The following is a 20,003-nucleotide window of genomic DNA, read 5'->3' on the forward strand; positions in this document are numbered from 1 at the left end:
CGGGATCTCGGAGAACGGACCCTCCCCGTTCTACCGGTGGCGGACGACAGGGGAGAGGACGCGGGAAGAACCCCCGGCGCGCTCTCCGCGGAGAGCACCGGCCCGCGGGAGGTCAGGCCGCGAGACGCTCGCGCCACCAGGCCACCGTCTCCTCCACGGCGGTCTCCAGCGGGGTCGGGGTCATGCCGAACGTGTTCTCGAAGTCGGAGGAGTCGGCCACGAACGGTCGGGTGAACTGGTAGCGGACGTCCTCCAGTTCGCGCAGCATCGGCGAGAAGAGGCCGAGCGTCCGTATCAGCCAGCCCGGAAGGACGTCGACCCGCGCCGAGTCCAGGCCCGCGACCTTCCCGGCCACCTCGGCGATGTGGCGGGCGCTGACCGGGGGGTGGGAGGGCGCGTGCCAGGCGCGTCCGAAGGCCCTTTCGTCGGTGGCCGCCACGCTCAGCGCCTCGGCCACGTCGCGGTTGTAGGTCCAGGTGTGCGGCTGGTCCGCGTCGTAGACGAAGCTCGCCGCCTTGCCCCGGAGCAGGCGGGGGAAGAACCGTTCGCCGAAGTGCGTCTGGTCCACACATCCCGGACCGAAGAAGTCCCCGGCCCGGACCTCCGTCACGCGGACCCGGCCGGCCTCGTGCGCCGCGAGCGCGTCCTGCCACATCCGTGCCCGGGTGCGGGCCTTGGCACTGGGCGGGTCCAGCGGGTCGGACTCGCGCATCGGACGGGTGGGCGGCGCGTAGACGTAGAGGTTGCCGAGCAGGACGTAGTCCGCTCCGGTGTCCTGCGCCGCTCCCAGCAGGGAGGCGGCCAGGGGCGGCCAGTCCGTGGGCCACCGGTGGTAGGCCGGGTTCGCGCAGTTGTACAGGACGTCGGCCCCCCGGACGATCTCGGTGAGGCGCGTCCGGTCGGAGGCGTCGGCCGCGATCCGTTCGACCTCCTCGGGGCCGCGCCCGGAACGGCTGACGAGGACGACCTCGTGCCCCTTGCGGTGCAGGGTGTCGGCCAGCGGGGATCCGATCTGCCCCGCTCCGACGACGACGTGACGTCCCATGGACGTGGGTCCTTCCGCTCTCACGCGACGAGATCAGTGATCTCCTTCGAGATCGATGCTCTCGCTTTTGGCGCACCGAGTCAAGAGCAGTGCTCTCGAATATGATCGCCGCTCTGTTAGGCTGCGCCCCATGAAGGCAAGCCAGACCGCCCGGGAGCGCGCCCGCGCCGAGCTGACCGGCGAGATCACCCGGACCGCGCGCCGACATCTCTCCACCGAGGGCGCCGCCGGACTCTCCCTGCGCGCCGTCGCCCGCGACCTCGGCATGGCCTCCTCCGCCGTCTACCGGTACTTCCCGTCCAAGGACGATCTGCTCACGGCGCTGATCATCGACGGCTACAACGCGCTCGGCCGGGCGGTGGAGGAGGCCGACGCCGATTGCGACCCCGCCGACTTCACGGGGCGGTGGCGGGCCTCGTGCCACGCGGTGCGCGACTGGGCCCTGGCCCGTCCGCACGAGTACGCGCTGCTCTTCGGCTCACCCGTGCCCGACTACCGCGCACCCCAGGACACCGTCGGCCCCGCCACCCGGCACAGTGCCGTCCTCGCACGCCTCGCGACGGAGGCGTGCCGCGCGGGCGCACTGCGCCTGATGGGCCGACCGGACCCGGACCCGGGACCGCTCGATCCGTCCCCGGCCGTCCGAGAGCTCTTCGGCGACAGCCCGGAGGAGGTCGTGGCCCGCGCGCTGTCCGTCTGGACGGGCCTGCACGGGTGGATCGGTTTCGAGGTCTTCGGCCAGTTCGACGGGGTGCTGGAGGACCGTGAGGGCGCCTTCGCCCGGCACGTGGCCCACCTCGGCGACATCCTGGGGCTCACCGGACGGTACGGGGAGCGCTGATCCCGCGGGCCGCCGTTCGCCCGGGCCCCGCCGCGGCCCGCCTCCTCTGCCTCCCCGGAGGAAGAAACGCGACCTTCGTGCCAAGGGGTGCCCCCGAGCCGGCCCGAGCCCGGGGCCTTCGTCATCCGCGGGCCCCGGCCCCGTCCCCGCCCCCCGCGGTCGCGAGTCGGGGCGGCCCCAGGATCGGGCGCACCCGGTGCCAGTCCCAGCAGATCAGGTACACGGCCCCCACGAGCATCAGCGACGTGACCACCGGGGTCCCCACCCCGAAGTCCAGCGACACCGTGATCACGACGATGCCGGTGATGATCGGCAGGTACACCGCCGCGCCGAGCGCCGCCGTGCGCGGGACGAGCAGTAGCAGCGCCGCGCCGACCTGGCACAGGCCGATGAAGACGTACAGCGCGCCGAAGTCCTGGTGCAGCGCGGTGAACATCACGTAGATCTCGCCGAGCGACTCCGCCACGGTGAAGGGTTCGTCGACGATCTTGCGGTACCCCGAAGGCAGGAACCCGAGTGCCAACAGAATCCGGACGAACCAGGTGAAGTAGCCCAGCGCCCGGACCCCGTGCACGCGTGAGTGGAGCCTGTCGAGTGCGGCCGACAGTCGGCCCATGGGGCCCATGGAACTCATAGAGCCCGTAGGGGGCATGGGGGGCATGGGGTTTCTCCCTCCGGGGGCGGAACCGGTCCCTCCATCGTCGCCTGCGCGGCCACGGAGCGCGTCCGCCCGCGGTCCGGTTCCCGTCACCGACGAAAGTCAGCCTCACCCTGCCCCCGCCCCGACGGAAGTCGGCGCCGTCACTCGTGGAAGGGCTCGCCGGTCACCACATGGTCCGCGTGGCTGAGGGCTTCCAGGACCAGTCTGCGCAGGTGGCCGTCGGTCAGGCTGTAGATCACGTGGCGGGACCGCCTCCTCGACTCCACCAGCCCCGCCAGGCGCAGCTTGGCCAGGTGCTGTGACACCGCCGTCCGCGAGGCCCCGCAGGCCTCGGTGAGGCGGCCGACGTCGGCCTCCTCCTCCGCCAGCAGCCACAGCAGGTGCAGCCGGGTCTGGTCGGCCAGCAGGGCGAACACACCCGCCGCCACGGCGAGCCGCTCGGGTTCGGGTGGGGCCGGGTGGGACAGGCTGGGCGCCCGTTGTTCGTCGCTGGTCCGCATGTGCGCAGTCTAGGCGGGCGGACCTTCCGTCAATATGTGCGTACTTGCGCACATGTATGATGCGAAAAACGCTCCCCTCGGAGGTGCCCCTCATGTGGCGTGTCCTCGTGGACTTCCCCGCCTACCGGCGCATGTTCGCCGCCCAGGTCATCGCCCTCGCCGGAACCGGCCTGGCCACCGTCGCCCTCGGGCTGCTCGCCTTCGACCTCGCCGACGACCGCGCCGCCGCGGTCGTCGCCACCGCCCTGACCATCAAGATGATCGCCTACGTCGGCGCCGGCCCCCTGCTCACCGCCGCCCTGGCCCGCGTCCCCCGGCGGGCCGTCCTGGTGGGCGCCGACGCGGTCCGGGCGCTCGCCGTCGCCGCGCTGCCCTGGGTCGACCAGGTGTGGCACGTGTACGTCCTGATCGCCGTCCTCCAGTGCGCCTCCGCCGTCTTCACCCCCGCCTTCCAGGCCGTCATCCCCGAACTGGTCGACGACCGCGGCTACACGGGCGCCCTCGCCCTCTCCCGCCTGGCCTACGACCTGGAGGCCCTCGCCTCGCCGCTGCTCGCCGCCGCCCTGCTCACCCTCGTGCCGTTCCACGGCCTCTTCGTGCTCACCGCGGTCACCTTCGCGGCCTCCGCGGTCCTGGTGCTCACCACGGCCCTCCCCACCGACACCGGCGACCCCCGCCGGGCCGCCGCCTCCTGGCGGGTCTTCGCCACCGACCCCCGGCTGCGCGCCGTCGTCCTCCTCGACCTCGCCGCCGCCGTGATCACCGCCCTGGTCCTGGTGGACACCGTGGTCCTGGTCCGCGCGCACCTGGGCGGCACCGACGCCGGGGTGGCCGTGGCGCTGGCGTTCTTCGGCGCCGGCTCCATGGCCGTCGCCTTCGCCCTGGGTTTCCTGGTGGACCGCTTCGGCCCCCGGAAGCCCATGGTCGCCGGTCCCGCCGTGCTGGCCGCCGGGTCCGCCGTCCTAGCGGTCGGCTGGGCCCTCGCCCCCGGCTTCGCCGTGCTCGGGACGGGCTGGACGGTCCTGGGCCTGGGCTGTTCGCTGATCGCCGCCCCCGCCGGGCGGGTGCTGCGGGACGCCGCCCCCGAGGGCGCCCTGGCCGGGGTGCTGGCCGCGCGGTTCGCGCTCTCCCACGCCTGCTTCCTGGTCACCTACCCCCTCGCCGGATGGGCCGGGGGCCTGGACCCTGCGGCGGTGTTCGCCGGGACGGGTGCCGCGGTCGCGGTGTGCGGCTCGGTCGCGGCGCTGCTGTGGCGTCCGAGGCCCGTGAGTGCCCAGCGGCCTCCGTGCCGTACGTGCCCGGCGACGGGGCCGGGCGGGAGATACACGGCCCGTGGCCGGGTAGGGTCCCTTTGCCGGGGCCCGTGTCCCGGCACGGGCGTCCACCACACCAGGAGGTAATGCGTGCCCACCCGGAGCAGGACCGTTCTCGTCGTCGGCGCAGGCGTGGCCGGTTCCGCCTTCGCCCACTGGGCCGCCCGGCACGGCTTCGCCCCCACCGTCGTGGACCGGGAACCCCGGCTCTCCTCCCGGCTGTCCCGCCTGGAGATCGGCTTCGGCGGCGTCGGCGTCCTCGCACGCATGGGCCTGCTCGACCGCCTCGCCGACGAGGTCGGCCCACCGCCCGTCGTGGAGTTCCGCTTCGGTGAGGACGGCGAACCCGTCCGCTGCCCCGCGCCCTCGGCCGAGCACTCCATGGTGATCCGCCGCGACCCGCTGCTGCGCGAGCTCCGGGACCTGACCTCCGCCGACGCCGAGTTCCTGTTCGGGGACTCGGTCACCGCCCTGCGGGAGACCCCCGACGGTGTCGACGTGGAGTTCGAGCACGCCCCGCCCCGCCGGTTCGACCTGGTCGTCGGCGCGGACGGCCTGCACTCGACCGTGCGCGGCCTCGCCTTCGAGGGGACCGCCGACGACCACATCCACGACCTCGGCGTCACCGTCGCGGTGTTCACCGTGCCCGACTTCACCGGCCAGCGCGCCCTGTCCACCGTCCTGGTCAAGCCCGGCCGCGGCGCCATGCTCACCGACATCCCCGGGGAGGACGCCCTGGAGGCCGTCCTGCTCCGCCGCAGGCCGCACAACGAACGCGGCACCGGCCGGGAGACCCCCCGGGACCTGGCCCGGGCCTTCGCCGACGACGGCGGGGAGGTCCCGCGCATCCTGGCCGAGATGACCCGCGCCGACGTGCAGATCGCCTCCATCCGCCAGGTCCGGCTGGACACCTGGAGCCGCGGCCGGGTGGTGCTGCTCGGCAACGCCGCCTTCTGCGCCGACCCCATGTCCGGCATGGACACGGTGCTGGCCCTCAAGGGCGCCATGTCGCTGGCCGGTGAGCTCGCCCGGGTCGACGGCGACCACCGGTCGGGTTTCTTCGCCTACGAGGCCGCCATGCGCCCGCACGTGGAGCACGCCCAGCGGATGGGCGAGGACACCGTCGACGGGGTGGCGCCCTCCGGCGGGTCGAGCGGTCTGCGGGTGATGCGCACGGCCCTGCGCGCGGAGATCCTGGCGACCAAGGTGATCTCGTTCTTCACCGGTGGCGGCGGCACCGCTGAGACGGGCCCCGAGTTCCCCTTCGATCGCTACCTGCCGGCGGGGGAGCGCGGCACCGTCTGACACGTCATCCGGCCGCGCCCCGGTCCGCGGCCGGGGTGTTCCAGTCGGAGCCGATGACCTCGGGGACCAGTTCCAGCTGGCGCATGAAGCTGCGCAGGAGTCCGTCGAGTCCCGGGGCGCCGGCCTGCTCCCACTCCTGGTGGCCGTTGGCGAGCGCCGCGAAGAAGATCGCCGACACCAGCTCGGGACGGGGGTCGGCGGGCCCGGTCCCGGTGCGCAGCGCGATCGCCTCGGCCAGGCGGGTCTGGCGGCGCCGGCAGTAGGTCATGCCGGTGCGCATCAGTTCGGGGCTCTCGGCGATGATCTCCGCCGCCCCGCCCTTGAAGTGGTGCATCGCCGTCCGGCCCAGCGTTTCCCAGTGGTCGCGCATGGCGTTGCACAGGGCCTCGAAGGGGGTCTCGTCGGCGGGCCGGGCCAGGAAGTGCTCGATGAGCACCTCGTCGACGCTCCCCATCGCCTCCAGGACCACGTCCTCCTTGGTGGGGAAGTAGCGGAAGAACGTGCGCTGGGAGACGCCCGCGCTGGCGGCGATCTCCTCGGTGGTGGTGTTCCCGTAGCCCCGTTCGTGGAACAGGCGCAGCCCCGTCTCGATGAGCGCCCTGCGCGTGCGCGCCTTCTTCGCCTCGCGCAGTCCCGGGCGGCAGTCCCCGGCGGTCTCTCGGGAAGCCTCTCCGGCGGCTTCTCGGGCGGCCTCCCCGGAAGCCTCTCGGGCGGCCTCCCGGGAGGCCGCGCCGACGGTGCCGGGGCTCGTCGTGCTCATGGGCGCGCCTCCCGCTTCCCCGTGGTCTCCCCGCGGTTCTCCCCGTGGTCTGCCCGCGGCGTGCCGCAGGTTCCCCACGAGGATACCCCTGAGGGAATGTGCTGTCAGTCACTGTAAAAAGTCAGTGGCTGACAACTGGCAGTCGCTGCCATAATCTTGGGCGAGCCGACTTCCAAGGGGGACCCATGACCGCAGAGACCGTTCCGCCCGAGACCACGGCTCCGCCCGGCCGGCGGACGTCCGGTTGGACGCGCAGCCCCTGGGCGACGCTGGTCGCCATCGCGTTCGGCGTGATGATGGTGGCGTTGGACGGCACGATCGTGGCCGTCGCCAACCCCGCCATCGGTGCCTCGCTGGGCGCCTCACTGGCCGAACTCCAATGGGTCACCCACGGCTACCTCTTGGGCCTGGCCGTCTTCCTCATCACCGCGGGCAAGCTCGCCGACAGGTTCGGCCACCGCCGCGTCTACCTGGTGGGCGTGGTCGGGTTCGTCGCCTCGTCGGTGGCGATCGCGCTGTCCTCGGGGGTCATCATGCTGGTGGCCTTCCGCATCGCACAAGGCGTTTTCGGCGCGCTGCTGCTGCCCTCGGCCATGGGCCTGCTGCGCTCGGTGTTCCCGCCCAGCAGGCTCGGCCAGGCCTTCGGCGTGTTCGGCAGCCTCATCGGTGCCTCGACCGCCGCCGGGCCGATCATCGGCGGCCTGCTGGTGGGCTCGTTCGGCTGGGAGGCGGTCTTCTACATCAACGTCCCGGTCGGCGCGGTCGCGCTGGGCCTGGGCCTGTGGCTGCTCTCCGCCAACCGCCCCACCGACGCCGACAGCCGCATGGACCTCCCCGGCATCATCCTGGTCAGCGTCGCCGTCTTCGCCCTGGTGTGGGCGCTGGTCGAGGCGCCGGTGGTGGGCTGGGCGCACCCGGTCACCCTCGTCTCGCTCGGCGCCGCCCTGCTCCTGGGCCTGGCGTTCGTGCTGTGGGAGCGCCGCCCCGAACAGCCGCTGCTGCCGCTCTCCCTGTTCGCCGACCGGTCGGTGTCCATCGGCGTGGTGCTCACCGTGGTGATGGCCGTGAGCCTGATGGGCTCGCTGTTCTTCGTGACCTTCTACCTCCAGGGCGTGCGCGGGCTGACCCCCGCACAGACCGGGATGCAGCTCATCGCGATGACCGCCACCATGGCCGTCACCTCGCCGCTGGCGGGACGCCTGCTGGACCGGGTCGGCGCGAAGCCGCCCACCACGGCGGGCCTGCTGTCCGGGGCGGTCGGCATGTTCCTGCTCTCGGGCATGGACGCCGACACCGGCATCCTGTACACCTCCGCCGCGTTCCTGCTGTTGGGCGCGGGCCTGAGCCTGGTCATGACCGGTGCGACCGCGGCGATCATCGGCAACGCCCCCGTACGGCTGGCCGGGGTGGCCTCGGCGCTCCAGCAGGCCGCCATGCAGCTGGGCGGATCGCTGGGCACGGCCGTCCTGGGCGCGGTGATGTCCGGGACGATCCTGGCCACCCTGCCCGGACACCTCACCGCGGCCGGACAGGACGCCCCCTCGGCGGCCGACCTCGCCGCCGCGCAGAGCACCGTCGCCCAGGGCGGGGCGGTGATCCCCGAGGGGGCCGCCGCGGAGGTCGCCGACGCGGTCACCCGCGCCAGCAACCTGGCCTTCCTGGACGGGCTCCAGCTGGCCTTCCTCATCGCGTCCGGGCTGCTCATGGCCGGTGCGATCCTGTCGCTGTTCATGCGTGCCGGGCGGATGGAGGACGACCAGGAGTCCCCCGTCGTCCACGTGTGAGCCCCCGGGCGGGAGGGGGCGGGGCCGCACGGCCCCGCCCCCTCTCTCACACACGCCCGGATCGGATCAGGTGGTGTAGTCCGCGTTGATGCGGATGTACCCCTCCGTCAGATCGCAGCCGTAGGCGGTGAACCCGCCCCCGGCGATCCCCAGGTCCACCGAGATCACCACCTCGTCGCCCTTCATGTGCTCGGTCGCCCGCGCCAACACCTCGTCGGTCGACTCCGCCGGGTAGGTCTCCACGTCCCCGAAGAGGATGCGGGTGTTCTCCGGCAGGATGTCGGTCTCGTCCGAGCACTTGCCGATCGCCATCGCCACCCGCCCCCAGTTGGGGTCGGCGCCGTGCACGGCCGTCTTGACCAGCGGTGAGTTCACGACGGCCTTGGCGACCCGCTTGGCCTGCGCGTCGTCGCGCGCCCCGGTCACCCGGACCTCCAGGAGCCTGCTCGCGCCCTCGCCGTCGGAGGCGATCATCCGCACCAGCCGCAACGCCACCTCGAACAGCGCCGCCTCGAACCCGGCGGGGTCCACCGGCCCCGCCAGGCCGTTGGCGAACAGCGCCGCGGAGTCGCTGGTGGAGGTGTCGCCGTCGATGCTCAGCGCGTTGAAGGTGCGGCCCACCACCCGGCGGAACACCTCGTCCAGCAGCGGCTGCTCGATCTCGGCGTCGGTGAAGAACCACGCCAGCATCGTCGCCATGTCCGGTTCGATCATGCCCACGCCCTTGGCGATCCCGGTCAGGGTCGCGTTCCCCACCCGCGCCGAGGCGATCTTGGGGTGGGTGTCGGTGGTCATCATCGCCGCCGCGGCCCGGTCCAGGTCGGCGGGCGGGAACTCCTCGGGCAGCCCGTCCAGGTGGGCGCGGACCTTCTCCATCGGGTACGGGCGGCCGATCACACCGGTGGACGCCACCAGGATCTCGTCGGCCCGCACCCCGGCCGCCGCCGCCACCCGCTCCTGGAGCTCGCGCGCGTTCTCCTCGCCCACGCCCCCGGTGGCCACGTTGGCGTTGCGGGCGATCACCGTGACGCCCCGCGCCCGGCCGTCGGCCGCCGCGCGACGGCTGAGCACCACGCTGGGCCCCGCGAACCGGGACCGGGTGAACACGGCCGACACGTGCGCGGGCACCTCGGACACCACCGCGAAGAAGTCGTCGTTGGGGTCCTTGATCCCGATGTTCCCGGCGACACCGCGGAAACCGGCGGGAACGGGGGTCTTGCTGCTCAATCGTCCTCCTCGGGGTCGTGGGCGCCAGACTACTCCGCTCGGGACCAAGGCCCTGATTACGGCCCTGACCTGCGAGGGTTTCGTCCTGCGCGGAGTCCGGCACGGTGTGACAACGAGCAGACAACGGGGTATCCGCGGGAGTGAGTGGAGAACGTCGGGGGGAGGCGTGTGGTGCGTGATGGAGATTGGCTCACGGAGACGGGGGCGCGGATACGCGGTGTCCTGAAGGTGATGGTGGACGCGGGCTGGCTGCCCGGCGGCGCCGCCGTCATCGGCACCGGGGGCATGTGGGAGTTCGTCGCGGTCGGCCGGATCGACGAGGACAGCGACACCGCCCCCGACGTCGCCTACGACGTCGCGAGCCTGACGAAGGTGATGGCGACCTGGCCGCTGGTCGGTCAGGCGGTCGCCGAGGGGATGCTGGATCTGGACACCCCGATGTCCGAATACCTGCCCGCGGACGGGCTGCCCGGGGCCGCGGTCACCACCCGGCAGATCCTCACGCACACCAGCCGCCTCAACCAGGTGACCTGGTTGGAGAGGTACGTGGGCACCGGCCAGGACCTGGCCGAGGCGATCCTGGCCGACCCGCTGGAAGAACCGGGGTACCGGTACATCGACCGGGGGTTCATCCTGCTCGGACTGGTGCTGGAGCGGCTGTACGGGACGGGGCTGGACCGGCTGGCCGCGGACCTGTGGGACGAGCTGGGCATGCGGTCCACGGAGTTCGGCCCGCTGGCGCGCTCGCCCGGGGTGGCGCCCACCGAGCGCCGGCTGCCCGGCGCCGGGCCCGCCTGGGGTGTGGTGCACGACGAGGCGGCGGCGCTGATGGGCGGGGTGGCGGGGCACGCGGGCGCGTTCACGACCGCCATCGACCTGGGCGCGTTCGCCCGGGAACTGCTGCGCATCCACGAGGGCGGGGACGGGCCGGTGCCGTCGTCGTTCGTGCGGGCGAGCTGGCGGCCGCACGTGGACGCCGGACAGCGGCTCTGGCGCGGGCTGGGGTGGCTGGTGACCCCGGAGGGGGTGGTCTACCACAACGGGTTCACCGGGACGAGCCTGTTCATGCACCCCGAGAGCAGCAGGTACGTGGGTGTGCTGACCAACGCGGTGTACTACGGCCGGGACCGCACGGGTCTGGTGGACCTGCGCTCGGCGGCCCGGTCGGCGGTGTCGCCGCAGGCGCACGACTCCACCCCGTAGGCCGGGGCGGTCGTCCGGGACGGCGACCCGGCGCAGCGGGCCGCGGCCGTCCCGGGGCGCGGGACCGGTCGGCCGCCGCGCGGCGCGGCCCCGATCAGGGGCGGGCCAGGGCCCGGGTGAGCACTTCGAGGAACCCGGCCAGCCCGGCCGGGCCCGGCACCGTCAGGTCGGCTGCCTCGGCGACCCGGGCGGCCTCGCCGGAGGCCGCGCACACGGTCAGCCCGGGGATCCCGTCGGAGCGCAGCCGGGCCACGGCGTCGAAGGCGGGCAGGTCGCCCAGGTCGTCGCCCGCGTACAGGACCGACCCGGCGGCCCGCTCCGCCACCAGCGCGGACAGGGCCGCGCCCTTGTCCACGCCCGCGGGGCGCAGTTCGATGACCATGCGGCCGGGCTCCACCCGGAGCCCGGCCCGCTCCGCCAGCGCCGCCAGGTGCGGGGCGAGCAGCTCCAACGCGGCGTCCGGCTCGGCGGTGCGGCGGGTGTGCACCGCCAGCGAGCGGCCCTTGTCCTCGATCCAGGTGCCCTCGGGCGCGCCGAGGGAGTCGATGAGGCCGGGCAGTTCGGCGCGGACCACGGCCACCCCCGGCGGCGGGTCGGCGGCCGCCACACGGCCGTTCATCCAGCGTTCGGCGCCGTAGTGGCCCAGCACGGTGATGCCCGGGACGCGGTCCAGCCCGCCCAGGTCGATGGCGGTGGCGGCCGGGCGCCCGGTGATGACCGCGATCGTGCCCAGCCGCTCGGCCAGGCCCGCGAGCAGCTCCACGATCCCCGGCTGGGGCGCGGAGGTGCGCGGGTCGTCGACGATGGGTGCCAGGGTGCCGTCGAAGTCGAAGGCGGCCAGGGCCTTGGCGGGGTCGGTCAGCAGGGCGTCGAGCGCGGTGCGCCCCTCGGCCGTGCTCGGTTCGGGCAGCTGCATGGCGGACCTTTCCGGACGGGCGGCGCCTCCAACCTATCCGGGGCGGGTGAACGGGGGGCGTCCCGGAACGTGGCGGAACCGGCGCCCGATGGCCGTGCCGTGTTCGGCCGCCGTTCATCGGCTCCGGTGCACCATGGGGATTCGTGTGGGATGAGAGAGGCGGGTGCGCACCTGAGGGTGCGCACCCGCGTTCTTGTCTGGTTTCGGACCTGTGGTCGCATCCATGGTGCTTCGGGCAGGGAGCGACCGAAAAGGGGCCTCAGAGTCGGATGCCCAGCCGCCGTGCATTGCGTTGGCGCTGGCGGTCGGCGCGCACCCGGCGCAGCCGCTTGACCGTCATGGGATCGAAGGCCAGCGCCTCGGGGCGGTCGACCAGCCCGTTCAGCAGCTGGTAGTACCGCGTGGCGGAGAACCCGAACTCGTCGCGGATCGCCTGTTCCTTGGAGCCCTCGAACTTCCACCACTGGCGCTCGAAGGCCAGGATGCGCTGATCGCGTTCGGCCAGTGCCGACTGACCGTCTTCGGTCGGACCGATATTCGGCATGGGACACCCCCTGGGCGGGAAATTGGTTTGTCCGGATCGGCCCGACTCATGCTAGCGACTCGACATGCCGGATGAGGAGCGGAAAACCCAGGACTGGCAGCGGGGATACAGTTGCCTTTCCTACCCCCACGGCCACTTGTCCACGCCGGAAACCTGTGCTCATGACAGAATTACGGTGGTACAGGGGAGCAACATTAGGGAGCCTGTCGTGCTCGGGGGCATCAGCCGTCACAGGGAACACACCGGGATCGTGGCCATCGCCGCGATCGTCGTCCTCGGTCCGGCCGCCGCCCCCGCGGCGGCCGACGGGGTTCCCGATTTCCGCCCCGAGCAATGGGGTCTCCAGTCCGTCGGTGCCCAGGAATTGTGGCCGGAAACACAGGGACAGGGCATCACCGTGGCCCTGCCCGGGGCCTCGGTCCACGCCGACCACCCGGACCTGGTCGACAACCTGACCGTCGACGAGGAGTTCGGCGGCAACGACGGCGACGCCGACACGGGCAGTGCCGCGGCCGCCCTGGTGGCGGGCCACGGGCACGGCATGGACGCCGACGGCGGTGTGCTCGGCGTGGCCCCCGCCTCCGGACTGCTGGTCATCCCGACCGGGGACCGGCTGGCCGCCGCGGTGCGCCACGCGGCCGACTCCGGGGCGCAGGTCGTCCTGCTGCCCGAGATCCCCGAGGGGACCGACCTCACCGGGGCCACCCGCGACGCCGTCGCCGCCGGGGCCCTGGTGGTCGGCCCGGCCGACGACCGGGCCGACCCCAACGTGCTGGCCGTCGGCGGTATGGACGAGGACTCCGAGCTGATCTCCGGTTCGCCGGACCCCGGGGCGATCGAGCTGGTCGCCCCCGGCGCCGACCTGGAGACGGCCGGACCCGACATGGGGCAGGTCGAGGTCACCGGCACCGAGTACGCGGCGGCGATGGCCGCCGGGGCCGCCGCGCTGCTCCGCTCGGCCCACCCGCAGCTGCGCCCCGAACAGATCCGCGAGGCCCTGGTGGAGGGCTCCCAGCCCGGCCCGGACGGACTGCCGAGCCTGCACCTGCCGTTCGCGGAGGCCCAGGCCGCCGGAACCGCCCAGGACGTCCCGCTCTTCGACGAGGAGCTGGCCGACCGGGCCGAGGAGGGCCCCGCGGTGCCGGTGTGGGTGTGGTTCGCGATGGTCGGCCTGGTCCTGGTGCTGGGGGTGGCGCTGATCGTGGTGTGGGTGCGCCGATCCTCCGCCGACCCCTACGGCGTCAAGGCCGAACGCGCCCTGGAGGAGGCGGAGATCGCCGAGCAGCGCGCCACCGAGGCGCCGCCCGCCTCCCGTCGGAAGAAGGGCGGCCGCCGCCGCAAGGGTTGATCGCGGTCGGCCGGGTCGGTCGCGGTCCTCCCCGACGTCCCCGACCCCCGGACCCGCTGCGCGGCTTCCGGCCGTGCGAGTGCGCCCCCGAGGTTCCGGACACCGGGGCCCACCTCTATCCGTCCCCGGACACCCCGGCCGAAGGCCCGAGCGGGAACATTCGGGCCGTTCCCGTGCCCATTCCGCCGGACCGCCCCGCCGAATCCGTCGGGGCGTACCGCGGCCGCCCGGATCGGCCGCCGGGCGAGGGGCGCGGCCGCCTCCTGCCCGGCGTGGAGTTCTTTCGGGCGAGGGGCCGAGCGGCGTTTCGTCGAACACCCGTCCCGCGACCTCGCCGCCGGTGCCCGGGGCAGGAGGCACAGGCGGCTGCGCGAGCCGCCCGAGCTGGTCGGATCCCCGGTCCCGGTGGTCGCTTTGTCGGGAAGGCGGGTCTCGGAAGGAAAGATGCGCGAAAAAGGGAGAATCAGAAGAAAAAGAAGAGGAATTCTCTCCATGTGTACCCGAGGCGTTGCTCTCCGTGGTGACTCAAGTGCTGGTGGCGTTACGAATACACGTGCATATGTAAGCGACGCCGGATGCTCTTGACTCAGGCGGGTGAACGGAGAAACCTTTGTGGAATGTCTCCCCTCGAAGCATCGCCGTTGCCCTCCCGCGGGGAAACGCGGATCGATCCGGCCCCCCGACACCGCAACCTCGTCAACGGTCGGGTCCACATCCTGGACTACGACCCCAAGTGGCCCTACCTGTTCGAGCGCGAGGCCGACCGGGTGCACGGCATCCTCGGCGACCGCGTCCTGCTCTTCGAGCACGTGGGCTCCACCGCCGTCCCCGGCCTGCCCGCCAAACCCTGCGTCGACCTGCTGCTGGTCGTCGCCGACTCCGCCGACGAGGACTCCTACCTCCCCGACCTCACCAAGGCCGGGTACACGCTGGTCGTCCGCGAACCCGACTGGTACGAGCACCGGGTGTTCAAGGGTCCCGACGTCAACCTCAACCTGCACGTCTTCAGTGAGGGCTGTGAGGAGATCGAGCGGATGCTCCGCTTCCGCGACCACCTCATCGCGAACCCCGAGGCCCGGGAACGCTACGTCGAGGTCAAACGGGAACTGGCCGAACGCACCTGGGAGAGGATCCAGGACTACGCCGACGCCAAGAGCGCGGTGGTGCGCGAGATCCTCGCCGAGGCCGGAGCCCCGCTGCCCGAGGCCTGACCGGCGCCGCCGGTCAGGTGCGGCCCCGGGCCAGGTCCACCAGCACCTTCGCGGACAGGGCCGACCACACCAGGCAGTACAGGCCGAAGACCGTGCCGCCGACCCCCGAGGACAGGTCCCGGTAGATCATGCCGACCGCGCCCGCCAGCGCCATGAGCGCCACCGCCCCCACCGGCGGCAGCGACAGCCACCGGGGCACCCGGCGGGCGACGGACAGGGAGCACAGCAGGAAGAGCAGGGCCACGGCCAGTCCGACCCCGGCGTTGGCCCACTGGGCGGCGGCCACCTCACCGGGGCCGAATCCGGCGTAGGAGTCGGCCGGAACCTCGGGGCCGCCGGTCACCCCCAACCGGCCGGCCAGGGCGTACCCGACCTTGGACACGGCGTAGAGCAGGGACCACAGCGCCGCGGCCACCGCCCAGCGGGCGGCGCGGTCCGGCGGTCGGGCGGCGGTTCGGTGCGGGGTCCGGTCGTCCATGGACCCAGCATCGCCCACGGCGCGGCCGCGTTCCTCCCCCGCACGGGGGACCGGTTCCCCCGGCGGTGGGATTCCGCCGGGAGCCGGACGACGGGTACGGTGGCGGGCCGGACCGTGCCGCAGGCTCCGCTGAGGGCGTTGGCGGGCGACGGGCGGGAGGGGTCAGCCCAGGGAGCGCAGCTGGTCCTGGAACCACCGGCGCGGCGGCAGCGCCACCGCGGCCTCCGCCAGACGCTCCCGCCGGGCCCGCCGCTCGGCCGCGGGCATCGACAGCGCCCGGTGCAGTGCCTCCGCCGTCTCCACTGTGTCGTAGGGGTTGACCGTCAGGGCGTCCGCGCCCAGCTCGTCGGCGGCCCCCGCCTCCCGCGACAGCACCAGCACCGAGTCCCGCTCCGACAGCACCGGGCCCTCCTTGGCGACCAGGTTCATGCCGTCCCGGATCGGGTTCACCAGCAGCACGTCGGCCAGCTGGAACGAGGCCAGCGAACGCGGGTAGTCGTCGTTGACCTCCAGGATCAGCGGCGTCCACTCGGCCGTCGCGAACTCCTCGTTGATCTCCTTGGCCACCCGCAGCACCGTGTCGGTGTACTCGCGGTACTCGGGCACGTCGCCGCGGCTCGGGTAGGCGAACGCCAGGTGGGTCACCCGCCCGCGCCACTCGGGGTGCGCGCGCAGCAGCTCGCGGTACGCCTCCAGGCCCCGCACGATGTTCTTGGACAGCTCGGTCCGGTCCACCCGCACGATGAGCCTGGTGTCCCCGACCAGCTCCTCCAGGGTCTCCCGGCGGACCGCCACCAGCGGATCGGCGGCGCTCTCGCGCAGCCCCGCCTCGTCGGCGCCCAGCGCGTGCACGCCCACCCCGATCACCCGGCCGCCGTACTCCACGGTCCGGTTGCGGAAGTCCACGTCCGCGCGCAGGATCTCCGCGCAGCAGCGCAGGAAGGCATCGGCCCAGCGCGGGCTGAGGAAGCCCAGCCGGTCGGCGCCGAGCATGCCCGACAGCAGCTCCCGGGCGATGTCGTCGGGCAGCATCCGGAAGTACTCCGGCGGCGCCCACGGGGTGTGCGAGAAGTGCGCGATGCGCAGGTCGGGGCGGCGGGCCCGCAGAATGCGCGGCACCAGCGCCAGGTGGTAGTCCTGCACGGCCACCCGGGCGTTGTCGGCGGCCCCCGACACCAGCGCTTCGGCGAAGGCGTTGTTGTAGGCGGTGTAGTCCTCCCACCGCCGCCGGAACCCCGAGCCGAAGGACGGCTTGTTCGGGGTGTCGTACATCATGTGCTGGAGGAACCACAGCGTCGAGTTCGCGATCCCGGTGTAGGCCCCCTGGAACGTCTCCTCCGGGATCTCCAGCATGTGGACGCGCATGCCGCCCAGGTCGTGGTCGCGGTCCAGCCGGGCCCCCGGGGACTCGGCCGCGGCCCGCCGGTCCCCTTCGGACAGGGCGGCGCACACCCAGATGCTGTCGATCTCGGTGGCCACCGAGATCATGCCGGAGACCAGCCCGCCACCACCGCGGCGGTGTTCCAGGGCGCCGTCCTCGGTGATCGAGAAGGACACCGGTCCTCGGTTGGAGGCGATGAGGATCTGTGCCTTGTCCACGTGGTCTCGTCCTCTCGGGAGCGCGGGATCCGGTCGAGCGCAGGATACGGAAACGGCCCCCGTGTCCGATGCCGGGCCCGGTGCGGAAGGGGCGGACGACGGACGGCGGAGGGCGCACCCTAGGTCTCGCCGGTCGACGCGTGCCCCAAACCCGCCCCAGGTCACGGGCACACGATGTCACACGGCGGAAACAGGGCACGTGCACGGGTCCGGCCCGGACCTGCTCCGTCTCACCATGTGAGTCGGTTCGTGTTACCCGGATCACGCCCCGTGGAAAACCGGTCAACGCGTCCGTTACAGTGACCATGCCGGTTCCGGGAGGAGCCGGTGCGACACCACGACAACTTCATATTGCTCATCCAGAGGGGTGGAGGGACCGGCCCTGCGAAGCCCCGGCAACCATCTCGGCGTACATCGCTCGCGGACACGCGAGGCGGCCGGGACAGGTGCCAACTCCGGCCTGGGGACAAGGTGTCCGCCAGGGAAGATGAGGGGAGACGCCTCGCCATGGCGATGACCGCCACCGAACCCACCTCCGTCCGCGCCTTCGGCCCCGCCGCCGCGCTGTCCTGTCGCGAATGCGGCGAGCGCTACGACCTCGCCCCCCGGTTCGCCTGCGAGTTCTGCTTCGGCCCGCTGGAAGTCGCCTACGACTTCGGCACCGTCACCCGGGCCGACATCGAGAGCGGCCCCGCCAACATCTGGCGCTACCGCCACCTGCTCCCGGTCCCGACGAACGTCGCCGAACTGCCCAACATGAACCCCGGCCTCACCCCCCTGGTCAAGGCCGACCGCCTCGCCGCCGAACTGGGCCTGGACTCCCTGTACGTCAAGGACGACTCCGGCAACCCCACCCACTCCTTCAAGGACCGGGTGGTGGCCATCGCCGTCGAGGCGGCCCGCAACTTCGGGTTCACGACGCTGTCCTGCTCCTCCACCGGCAACCTGGCCGGCGCCGTCGGCGCGGCCGCGGCCCGTGCCGGGTTCGAGTCCTGCGTGTTCATCCCCGCCGGACTGGAGGAGGCCAAGGTCGTCATGGCCGCCGTTTACGGCGGCAAGGTCGTGGCCATCGACGGCAACTACGACGACGTCAACCGGTTCTGCTCCGAGCTCATCGGGGACCCGGCGGGCGAGGGCTGGGGCTTCGTCAACGTCAACCTGCGCCCCTACTACGGCGAGGGCTCCAAGACGCTGGCCTACGAGATCGCCGAGCAGCTCGGCTGGCGGCTGCCCGAGCAGATCGTCGTCCCGATCGCCTCCGGCTCCCAGCTCACCAAGATCGACAAGGGCTTCCAGGAACTGGTCAAGCTGGGCCTGGTCGAGGACCGGCCGTACCGGATCTTCGGCGCTCAGGCCACCGGCTGCTCCCCCGTGGCGCAGGCCTGGGAGAAGGACCTGGACGTCATCCAGCCGGTCAAGCCCGACACCATCGCCAAGTCGCTCGCCATCGGCAACCCGGCGGACGGCCCCTACGTGCTCGACATCGCCCGCCGCACCGGCGGCTCGGTGGAGCACGTGGGCGACGACGAGGTCGTCGAGGCGATCTCGCTGCTGGCCCGCACCGAAGGGATCTTCGCCGAGACCGCGGGCGGCGTCACCACCGGTGTGCTGCGCAAGCTGGTCCGCGAGGGGCGGCTCGACCCCGGGGCCGAGACCGTCGTCCTCAACACCGGTGACGGGCTCAAGACCCTGAACGCGGTGAGCGCCGGGGTGACGGCCACCATCGCGCCGTCCCTGACGGCGTTCACCGAGGCCGGGTTGGCCTGACCACCTCCGCTCCCCGGGGCGGCGCCACGCCCCGGGGCCCTCTCCACGACCACCACTACAGAAGAAGGACGCCATGAGCGCCAGCGTTCGCGTGCCCACCATCCTGCGCACCTACACCGACGACGCCGCGGAGGTCACCGCGCAGGGGAGCACCCTCGCCGAGATCCTCGACGACCTGGAGGCCAACCACCCGGGCATCCGGGCGCGCATCCTCGACGACACGGGGAAGGTGCGGCGCTTCGTGAACGTGTACGTCGGCGACGAGGACGTGCGCTTCGCCCAGGGGCTCCAGACCGAGATCGCCGAGGGTGCGCAGATCTCGATCATCCCGGCGGTCGCGGGCGGCTGCTGACGGGGACCGCCGGCCGTCGGCCCCCGTCGCCCCCGACGGCGGCCGCCGACGAGCCGCGGAGCGGCCTCGTCAGGGCCTTCGGAACGGATCTCCCTGCCATCGCGCCCGCCACCCGCTCCCGACGGGCCCCGGCGCCGTCCTCCGTCGACCTCCGGCCCCTCCGTGCCGCGCCCCCTTCTGTACCGCGTCTCCTCTGAACCCCGCCGGCCCGCGAGGTCCGGCGGCTCCCCGGCCCCGCGTCCACCGGACGCGGGGCCGCCCTCGTCCCCGGGTCCGTCGCGGGCGGTTCAGGTGGTGCGCGCGGCGGACCAGGAGGTGATGCCGTCCAGGAGGCGCTCGACGGCGAACCGGGCGTCGGCCGGCAGCCCCCGCCCGTCGGCGACCGCCCGGGCGTCGCCGAACCCGGGTGCGGCGGCCGCCGCGGCCAGGCCGGGGAAGCGCTCCGGGTCCACGATCCGGGCCAGTATCCGCCGGGCCTCGGCGCTCTCCCGCGCACCGGCGCCGGTGAGGTCGGCGGCCACCTGCGCCATACCGCGGATCGCCGCGATGAGGTGCAGGGCGGCGGCCATCGCCTCGTCGCCGGTCAGGCCGCCGTCGAGCAGGCGGCGCACCACCAGGTCGAGCCAGGCCAGTTGGTGGGGGCCGAGCGGGGCGTGCTCCAGTGTCACCCGCAGTATCCAGGGACGGGCGCGGAACGCCCGCCACAGGGCGTCCGCCCAGGCCAGTACCGCCTCACGCCAGTCCCCGGCACCGTCGAGGTCGGGTGGGGTCCCGGCCGCGGCATCGACCATGAGTTCCAGCAGGACGTCCTTGTTGGGGACGTGGTTGTAGAGGGACATGGTGGCGCAGCCCAGTTCGGTGGCCACCCGCTGCATGGAGAGCGCCTCCAGCCCCTCGGCGTCGGCGACGCGGATCGCGGCGTCGGCGATCCCCGTCACGGTGAGCCGGGGCCGCGGGCCGCGCCTGCCCGCGGCGCGCTCACCCCAGAGCAGGGCCAGTCGCCGTTCCAACTCGCTGCCGTTGTCGTCCGCCACCGTTGTCCACATCTGTTGGTCCGGGCCTTGCCGCCATCCTAGAACTACGTATGATGTACGTGAAAAGACGTATGATGTACGTGGTTTTCACCCCGGGCCGGTCCGAGGAGAGCGC

The 20,003-nt window shown here is 73.0% G+C and carries 19 protein-coding genes and 1 riboswitch; of the genes, 9 read left to right on the forward strand and 10 right to left on the reverse strand.

Features of this window, described 5'->3' with window-relative positions; translation table 11 throughout:
* Nucleotides 1-112: 112 nt before the first annotated feature.
* Nucleotides 113-1,045, reverse strand: coding sequence for an NAD-dependent epimerase/dehydratase family protein (locus tag QJS33_RS00550; RefSeq protein ID WP_306365803.1), 933 nt, complete (start codon nucleotides 1,043-1,045; stop codon nucleotides 113-115).
* 130 nt (nucleotides 1,046-1,175) lie between these two features.
* Between QJS33_RS00550 and QJS33_RS00555 the strand changes: the two genes are divergently transcribed.
* Nucleotides 1,176-1,886: a TetR/AcrR family transcriptional regulator gene (locus QJS33_RS00555; RefSeq protein WP_306365804.1), complete on the forward strand. Its 711-nt coding sequence runs from the start codon at nucleotides 1,176-1,178 to the stop codon at nucleotides 1,884-1,886.
* 121 nt (nucleotides 1,887-2,007) lie between these two features.
* Here the strand turns inward: QJS33_RS00555 and QJS33_RS00560 are convergent, their stop codons facing one another.
* Together QJS33_RS00560 and QJS33_RS00565 are read right to left on the reverse strand one after the other, a co-directional pair.
* Nucleotides 2,008-2,502: a hypothetical protein gene (locus QJS33_RS00560; protein ID WP_306365805.1), complete on the reverse strand. Its 495-nt coding sequence runs from the start codon at nucleotides 2,500-2,502 to the stop codon at nucleotides 2,008-2,010.
* Nucleotides 2,503-2,687: 185 nt separating this feature from the next.
* Nucleotides 2,688-3,047 (reverse strand): helix-turn-helix transcriptional regulator, encoded by a 360-nt coding sequence (locus tag QJS33_RS00565; protein ID WP_306365806.1) that lies wholly within the window; start codon nucleotides 3,045-3,047, stop codon nucleotides 2,688-2,690.
* Between the two features lie 92 nt (nucleotides 3,048-3,139).
* Between QJS33_RS00565 and QJS33_RS00570 the strand changes: the two genes are divergently transcribed.
* Together QJS33_RS00570 and QJS33_RS00575 are read left to right on the forward strand one after the other, a co-directional pair.
* Nucleotides 3,140-4,447: an MFS transporter gene (locus tag QJS33_RS00570; protein ID WP_306365807.1), complete on the forward strand. Its 1,308-nt coding sequence runs from the start codon at nucleotides 3,140-3,142 to the stop codon at nucleotides 4,445-4,447.
* A gap of 3 nt (nucleotides 4,448-4,450) precedes the next feature.
* Entirely contained in the window at nucleotides 4,451-5,665 is a 1,215-nt protein-coding gene (locus QJS33_RS00575) for an FAD-dependent monooxygenase (protein WP_306365808.1), read from the forward strand.
* Between the two features lie 4 nt (nucleotides 5,666-5,669).
* Here the strand turns inward: QJS33_RS00575 and QJS33_RS00580 are convergent, their stop codons facing one another.
* The gene (locus QJS33_RS00580; protein WP_306365809.1) at nucleotides 5,670-6,425 is read right to left on the reverse strand and encodes a TetR/AcrR family transcriptional regulator; all 756 of its coding nucleotides are present in this window, start codon (nucleotides 6,423-6,425) and stop codon (nucleotides 5,670-5,672) included.
* A 185-nt stretch (nucleotides 6,426-6,610) separates the two neighbouring features.
* Between QJS33_RS00580 and QJS33_RS00585 the strand changes: the two genes are divergently transcribed.
* The gene (locus QJS33_RS00585) at nucleotides 6,611-8,209 is read left to right on the forward strand and encodes an MFS transporter (RefSeq protein WP_306365810.1); all 1,599 of its coding nucleotides are present in this window, start codon (nucleotides 6,611-6,613) and stop codon (nucleotides 8,207-8,209) included.
* 66 nt (nucleotides 8,210-8,275) lie between these two features.
* Here the strand turns inward: QJS33_RS00585 and argJ are convergent, their stop codons facing one another.
* Nucleotides 8,276-9,436, reverse strand: a complete 1,161-nt coding sequence (gene argJ, locus QJS33_RS00590; RefSeq protein ID WP_306365811.1) for a bifunctional glutamate N-acetyltransferase/amino-acid acetyltransferase ArgJ — start codon at nucleotides 9,434-9,436, stop codon at nucleotides 8,276-8,278.
* Nucleotides 9,437-9,607: 171 nt separating this feature from the next.
* Between argJ and QJS33_RS00595 the strand changes: the two genes are divergently transcribed.
* Nucleotides 9,608-10,639, forward strand: coding sequence for a serine hydrolase (locus QJS33_RS00595; protein WP_306365812.1), 1,032 nt, complete (start codon nucleotides 9,608-9,610; stop codon nucleotides 10,637-10,639).
* Between the two features lie 94 nt (nucleotides 10,640-10,733).
* Here the strand turns inward: QJS33_RS00595 and otsB are convergent, their stop codons facing one another.
* Both otsB and QJS33_RS00605 read right to left on the reverse strand, forming a co-directional pair.
* A complete protein-coding gene (gene otsB, locus QJS33_RS00600; RefSeq protein WP_306365813.1) occupies nucleotides 10,734-11,555 on the reverse strand; it encodes a trehalose-phosphatase in 822 nt (273 codons plus the stop codon).
* 259 nt (nucleotides 11,556-11,814) lie between these two features.
* A complete protein-coding gene (locus QJS33_RS00605) occupies nucleotides 11,815-12,099 on the reverse strand; it encodes a DUF3263 domain-containing protein (protein ID WP_306365814.1) in 285 nt (94 codons plus the stop codon).
* 208 nt (nucleotides 12,100-12,307) lie between these two features.
* On the opposite strand from QJS33_RS00605, the gene QJS33_RS00610 reads away from it, so the two are divergent.
* Together QJS33_RS00610 and QJS33_RS00615 are read left to right on the forward strand one after the other, a co-directional pair.
* Entirely contained in the window at nucleotides 12,308-13,447 is a 1,140-nt protein-coding gene (locus tag QJS33_RS00610) for a S8 family serine peptidase (RefSeq protein ID WP_306365815.1), read from the forward strand.
* 617 nt (nucleotides 13,448-14,064) lie between these two features.
* Nucleotides 14,065-14,658 carry a GrpB family protein gene (locus QJS33_RS00615; protein WP_306365816.1) on the forward strand — a complete coding sequence of 198 codons (594 nt, stop codon included), beginning with the start codon at nucleotides 14,065-14,067 and terminating at the stop codon, nucleotides 14,656-14,658.
* A 13-nt stretch (nucleotides 14,659-14,671) separates the two neighbouring features.
* Here the strand turns inward: QJS33_RS00615 and QJS33_RS00620 are convergent, their stop codons facing one another.
* A complete protein-coding gene (locus QJS33_RS00620; RefSeq protein WP_306365817.1) occupies nucleotides 14,672-15,136 on the reverse strand; it encodes a hypothetical protein in 465 nt (154 codons plus the stop codon).
* A 162-nt stretch (nucleotides 15,137-15,298) separates the two neighbouring features.
* Nucleotides 15,299-16,735 carry a trehalose-6-phosphate synthase gene (locus QJS33_RS00625; RefSeq protein ID WP_306365818.1) on the reverse strand — a complete coding sequence of 479 codons (1,437 nt, stop codon included), beginning with the start codon at nucleotides 16,733-16,735 and terminating at the stop codon, nucleotides 15,299-15,301.
* Between the two features lie 352 nt (nucleotides 16,736-17,087).
* A riboswitch (SAM riboswitch) is annotated at nucleotides 17,088-17,229 on the forward strand.
* 13 nt (nucleotides 17,230-17,242) lie between these two features.
* Between QJS33_RS00625 and thrC the strand changes: the two genes are divergently transcribed.
* Together thrC and QJS33_RS00635 are read left to right on the forward strand one after the other, a co-directional pair.
* Nucleotides 17,243-18,502 (forward strand): threonine synthase, encoded by a 1,260-nt coding sequence (gene thrC, locus QJS33_RS00630; protein ID WP_306365819.1) that lies wholly within the window; start codon nucleotides 17,243-17,245, stop codon nucleotides 18,500-18,502.
* Between the two features lie 73 nt (nucleotides 18,503-18,575).
* On the forward strand, nucleotides 18,576-18,854 hold the full coding sequence (locus QJS33_RS00635; protein ID WP_306365820.1) for a ubiquitin-like small modifier protein 1: 279 nt from the start codon (nucleotides 18,576-18,578) through the stop codon (nucleotides 18,852-18,854).
* Between the two features lie 287 nt (nucleotides 18,855-19,141).
* On the opposite strand, the gene QJS33_RS00640 is transcribed toward QJS33_RS00635, so the two are convergent.
* Nucleotides 19,142-19,888 carry a TetR/AcrR family transcriptional regulator gene (locus tag QJS33_RS00640; protein WP_306365821.1) on the reverse strand — a complete coding sequence of 249 codons (747 nt, stop codon included), beginning with the start codon at nucleotides 19,886-19,888 and terminating at the stop codon, nucleotides 19,142-19,144.
* Between the last annotated feature and the right edge of the window lie 115 nt (nucleotides 19,889-20,003).

Origin of the sequence: Nocardiopsis sp. CC223A, from assembly GCF_030766825.1 — a bacterium.
In the GTDB taxonomy this organism is placed as follows: Bacteria; Actinomycetota; Actinomycetes; order Streptosporangiales; family Streptosporangiaceae; genus Nocardiopsis.

What these genes read in the sequence shown, in the direction of transcription:
- QJS33_RS00550 (WP_306365803.1), bottom strand. Translation starts at nt 1,045, where the DNA reads ATGGGACGTCACGTCGTCGTCGGAGCGGGGCAGATCGGATCCCCGCTG.
- QJS33_RS00555 (WP_306365804.1), top strand. Translation starts at nt 1,176, where the DNA reads ATGAAGGCAAGCCAGACCGCCCGGGAGCGCGCCCGCGCCGAGCTGACC.
- QJS33_RS00560 (WP_306365805.1), bottom strand. Translation starts at nt 2,502, where the DNA reads ATGGGCCGACTGTCGGCCGCACTCGACAGGCTCCACTCACGCGTGCAC.
- QJS33_RS00565 (WP_306365806.1), bottom strand. Translation starts at nt 3,047, where the DNA reads ATGCGGACCAGCGACGAACAACGGGCGCCCAGCCTGTCCCACCCGGCC.
- QJS33_RS00570 (WP_306365807.1), top strand. Translation starts at nt 3,140, where the DNA reads ATGTGGCGTGTCCTCGTGGACTTCCCCGCCTACCGGCGCATGTTCGCC.
- QJS33_RS00580 (WP_306365809.1), bottom strand. Translation starts at nt 6,425, where the DNA reads ATGAGCACGACGAGCCCCGGCACCGTCGGCGCGGCCTCCCGGGAGGCC.
- QJS33_RS00585 (WP_306365810.1), top strand. Translation starts at nt 6,611, where the DNA reads ATGACCGCAGAGACCGTTCCGCCCGAGACCACGGCTCCGCCCGGCCGG.
- otsB (WP_306365813.1), bottom strand. Translation starts at nt 11,555, where the DNA reads ATGCAGCTGCCCGAACCGAGCACGGCCGAGGGGCGCACCGCGCTCGAC.
- QJS33_RS00605 (WP_306365814.1), bottom strand. Translation starts at nt 12,099, where the DNA reads ATGCCGAATATCGGTCCGACCGAAGACGGTCAGTCGGCACTGGCCGAA.
- QJS33_RS00615 (WP_306365816.1), top strand. Translation starts at nt 14,065, where the DNA reads ATGTCTCCCCTCGAAGCATCGCCGTTGCCCTCCCGCGGGGAAACGCGG.
- QJS33_RS00620 (WP_306365817.1), bottom strand. Translation starts at nt 15,136, where the DNA reads ATGGACGACCGGACCCCGCACCGAACCGCCGCCCGACCGCCGGACCGC.
- thrC (WP_306365819.1), top strand. Translation starts at nt 17,243, where the DNA reads ATGGCGATGACCGCCACCGAACCCACCTCCGTCCGCGCCTTCGGCCCC.
- QJS33_RS00635 (WP_306365820.1), top strand. Translation starts at nt 18,576, where the DNA reads ATGAGCGCCAGCGTTCGCGTGCCCACCATCCTGCGCACCTACACCGAC.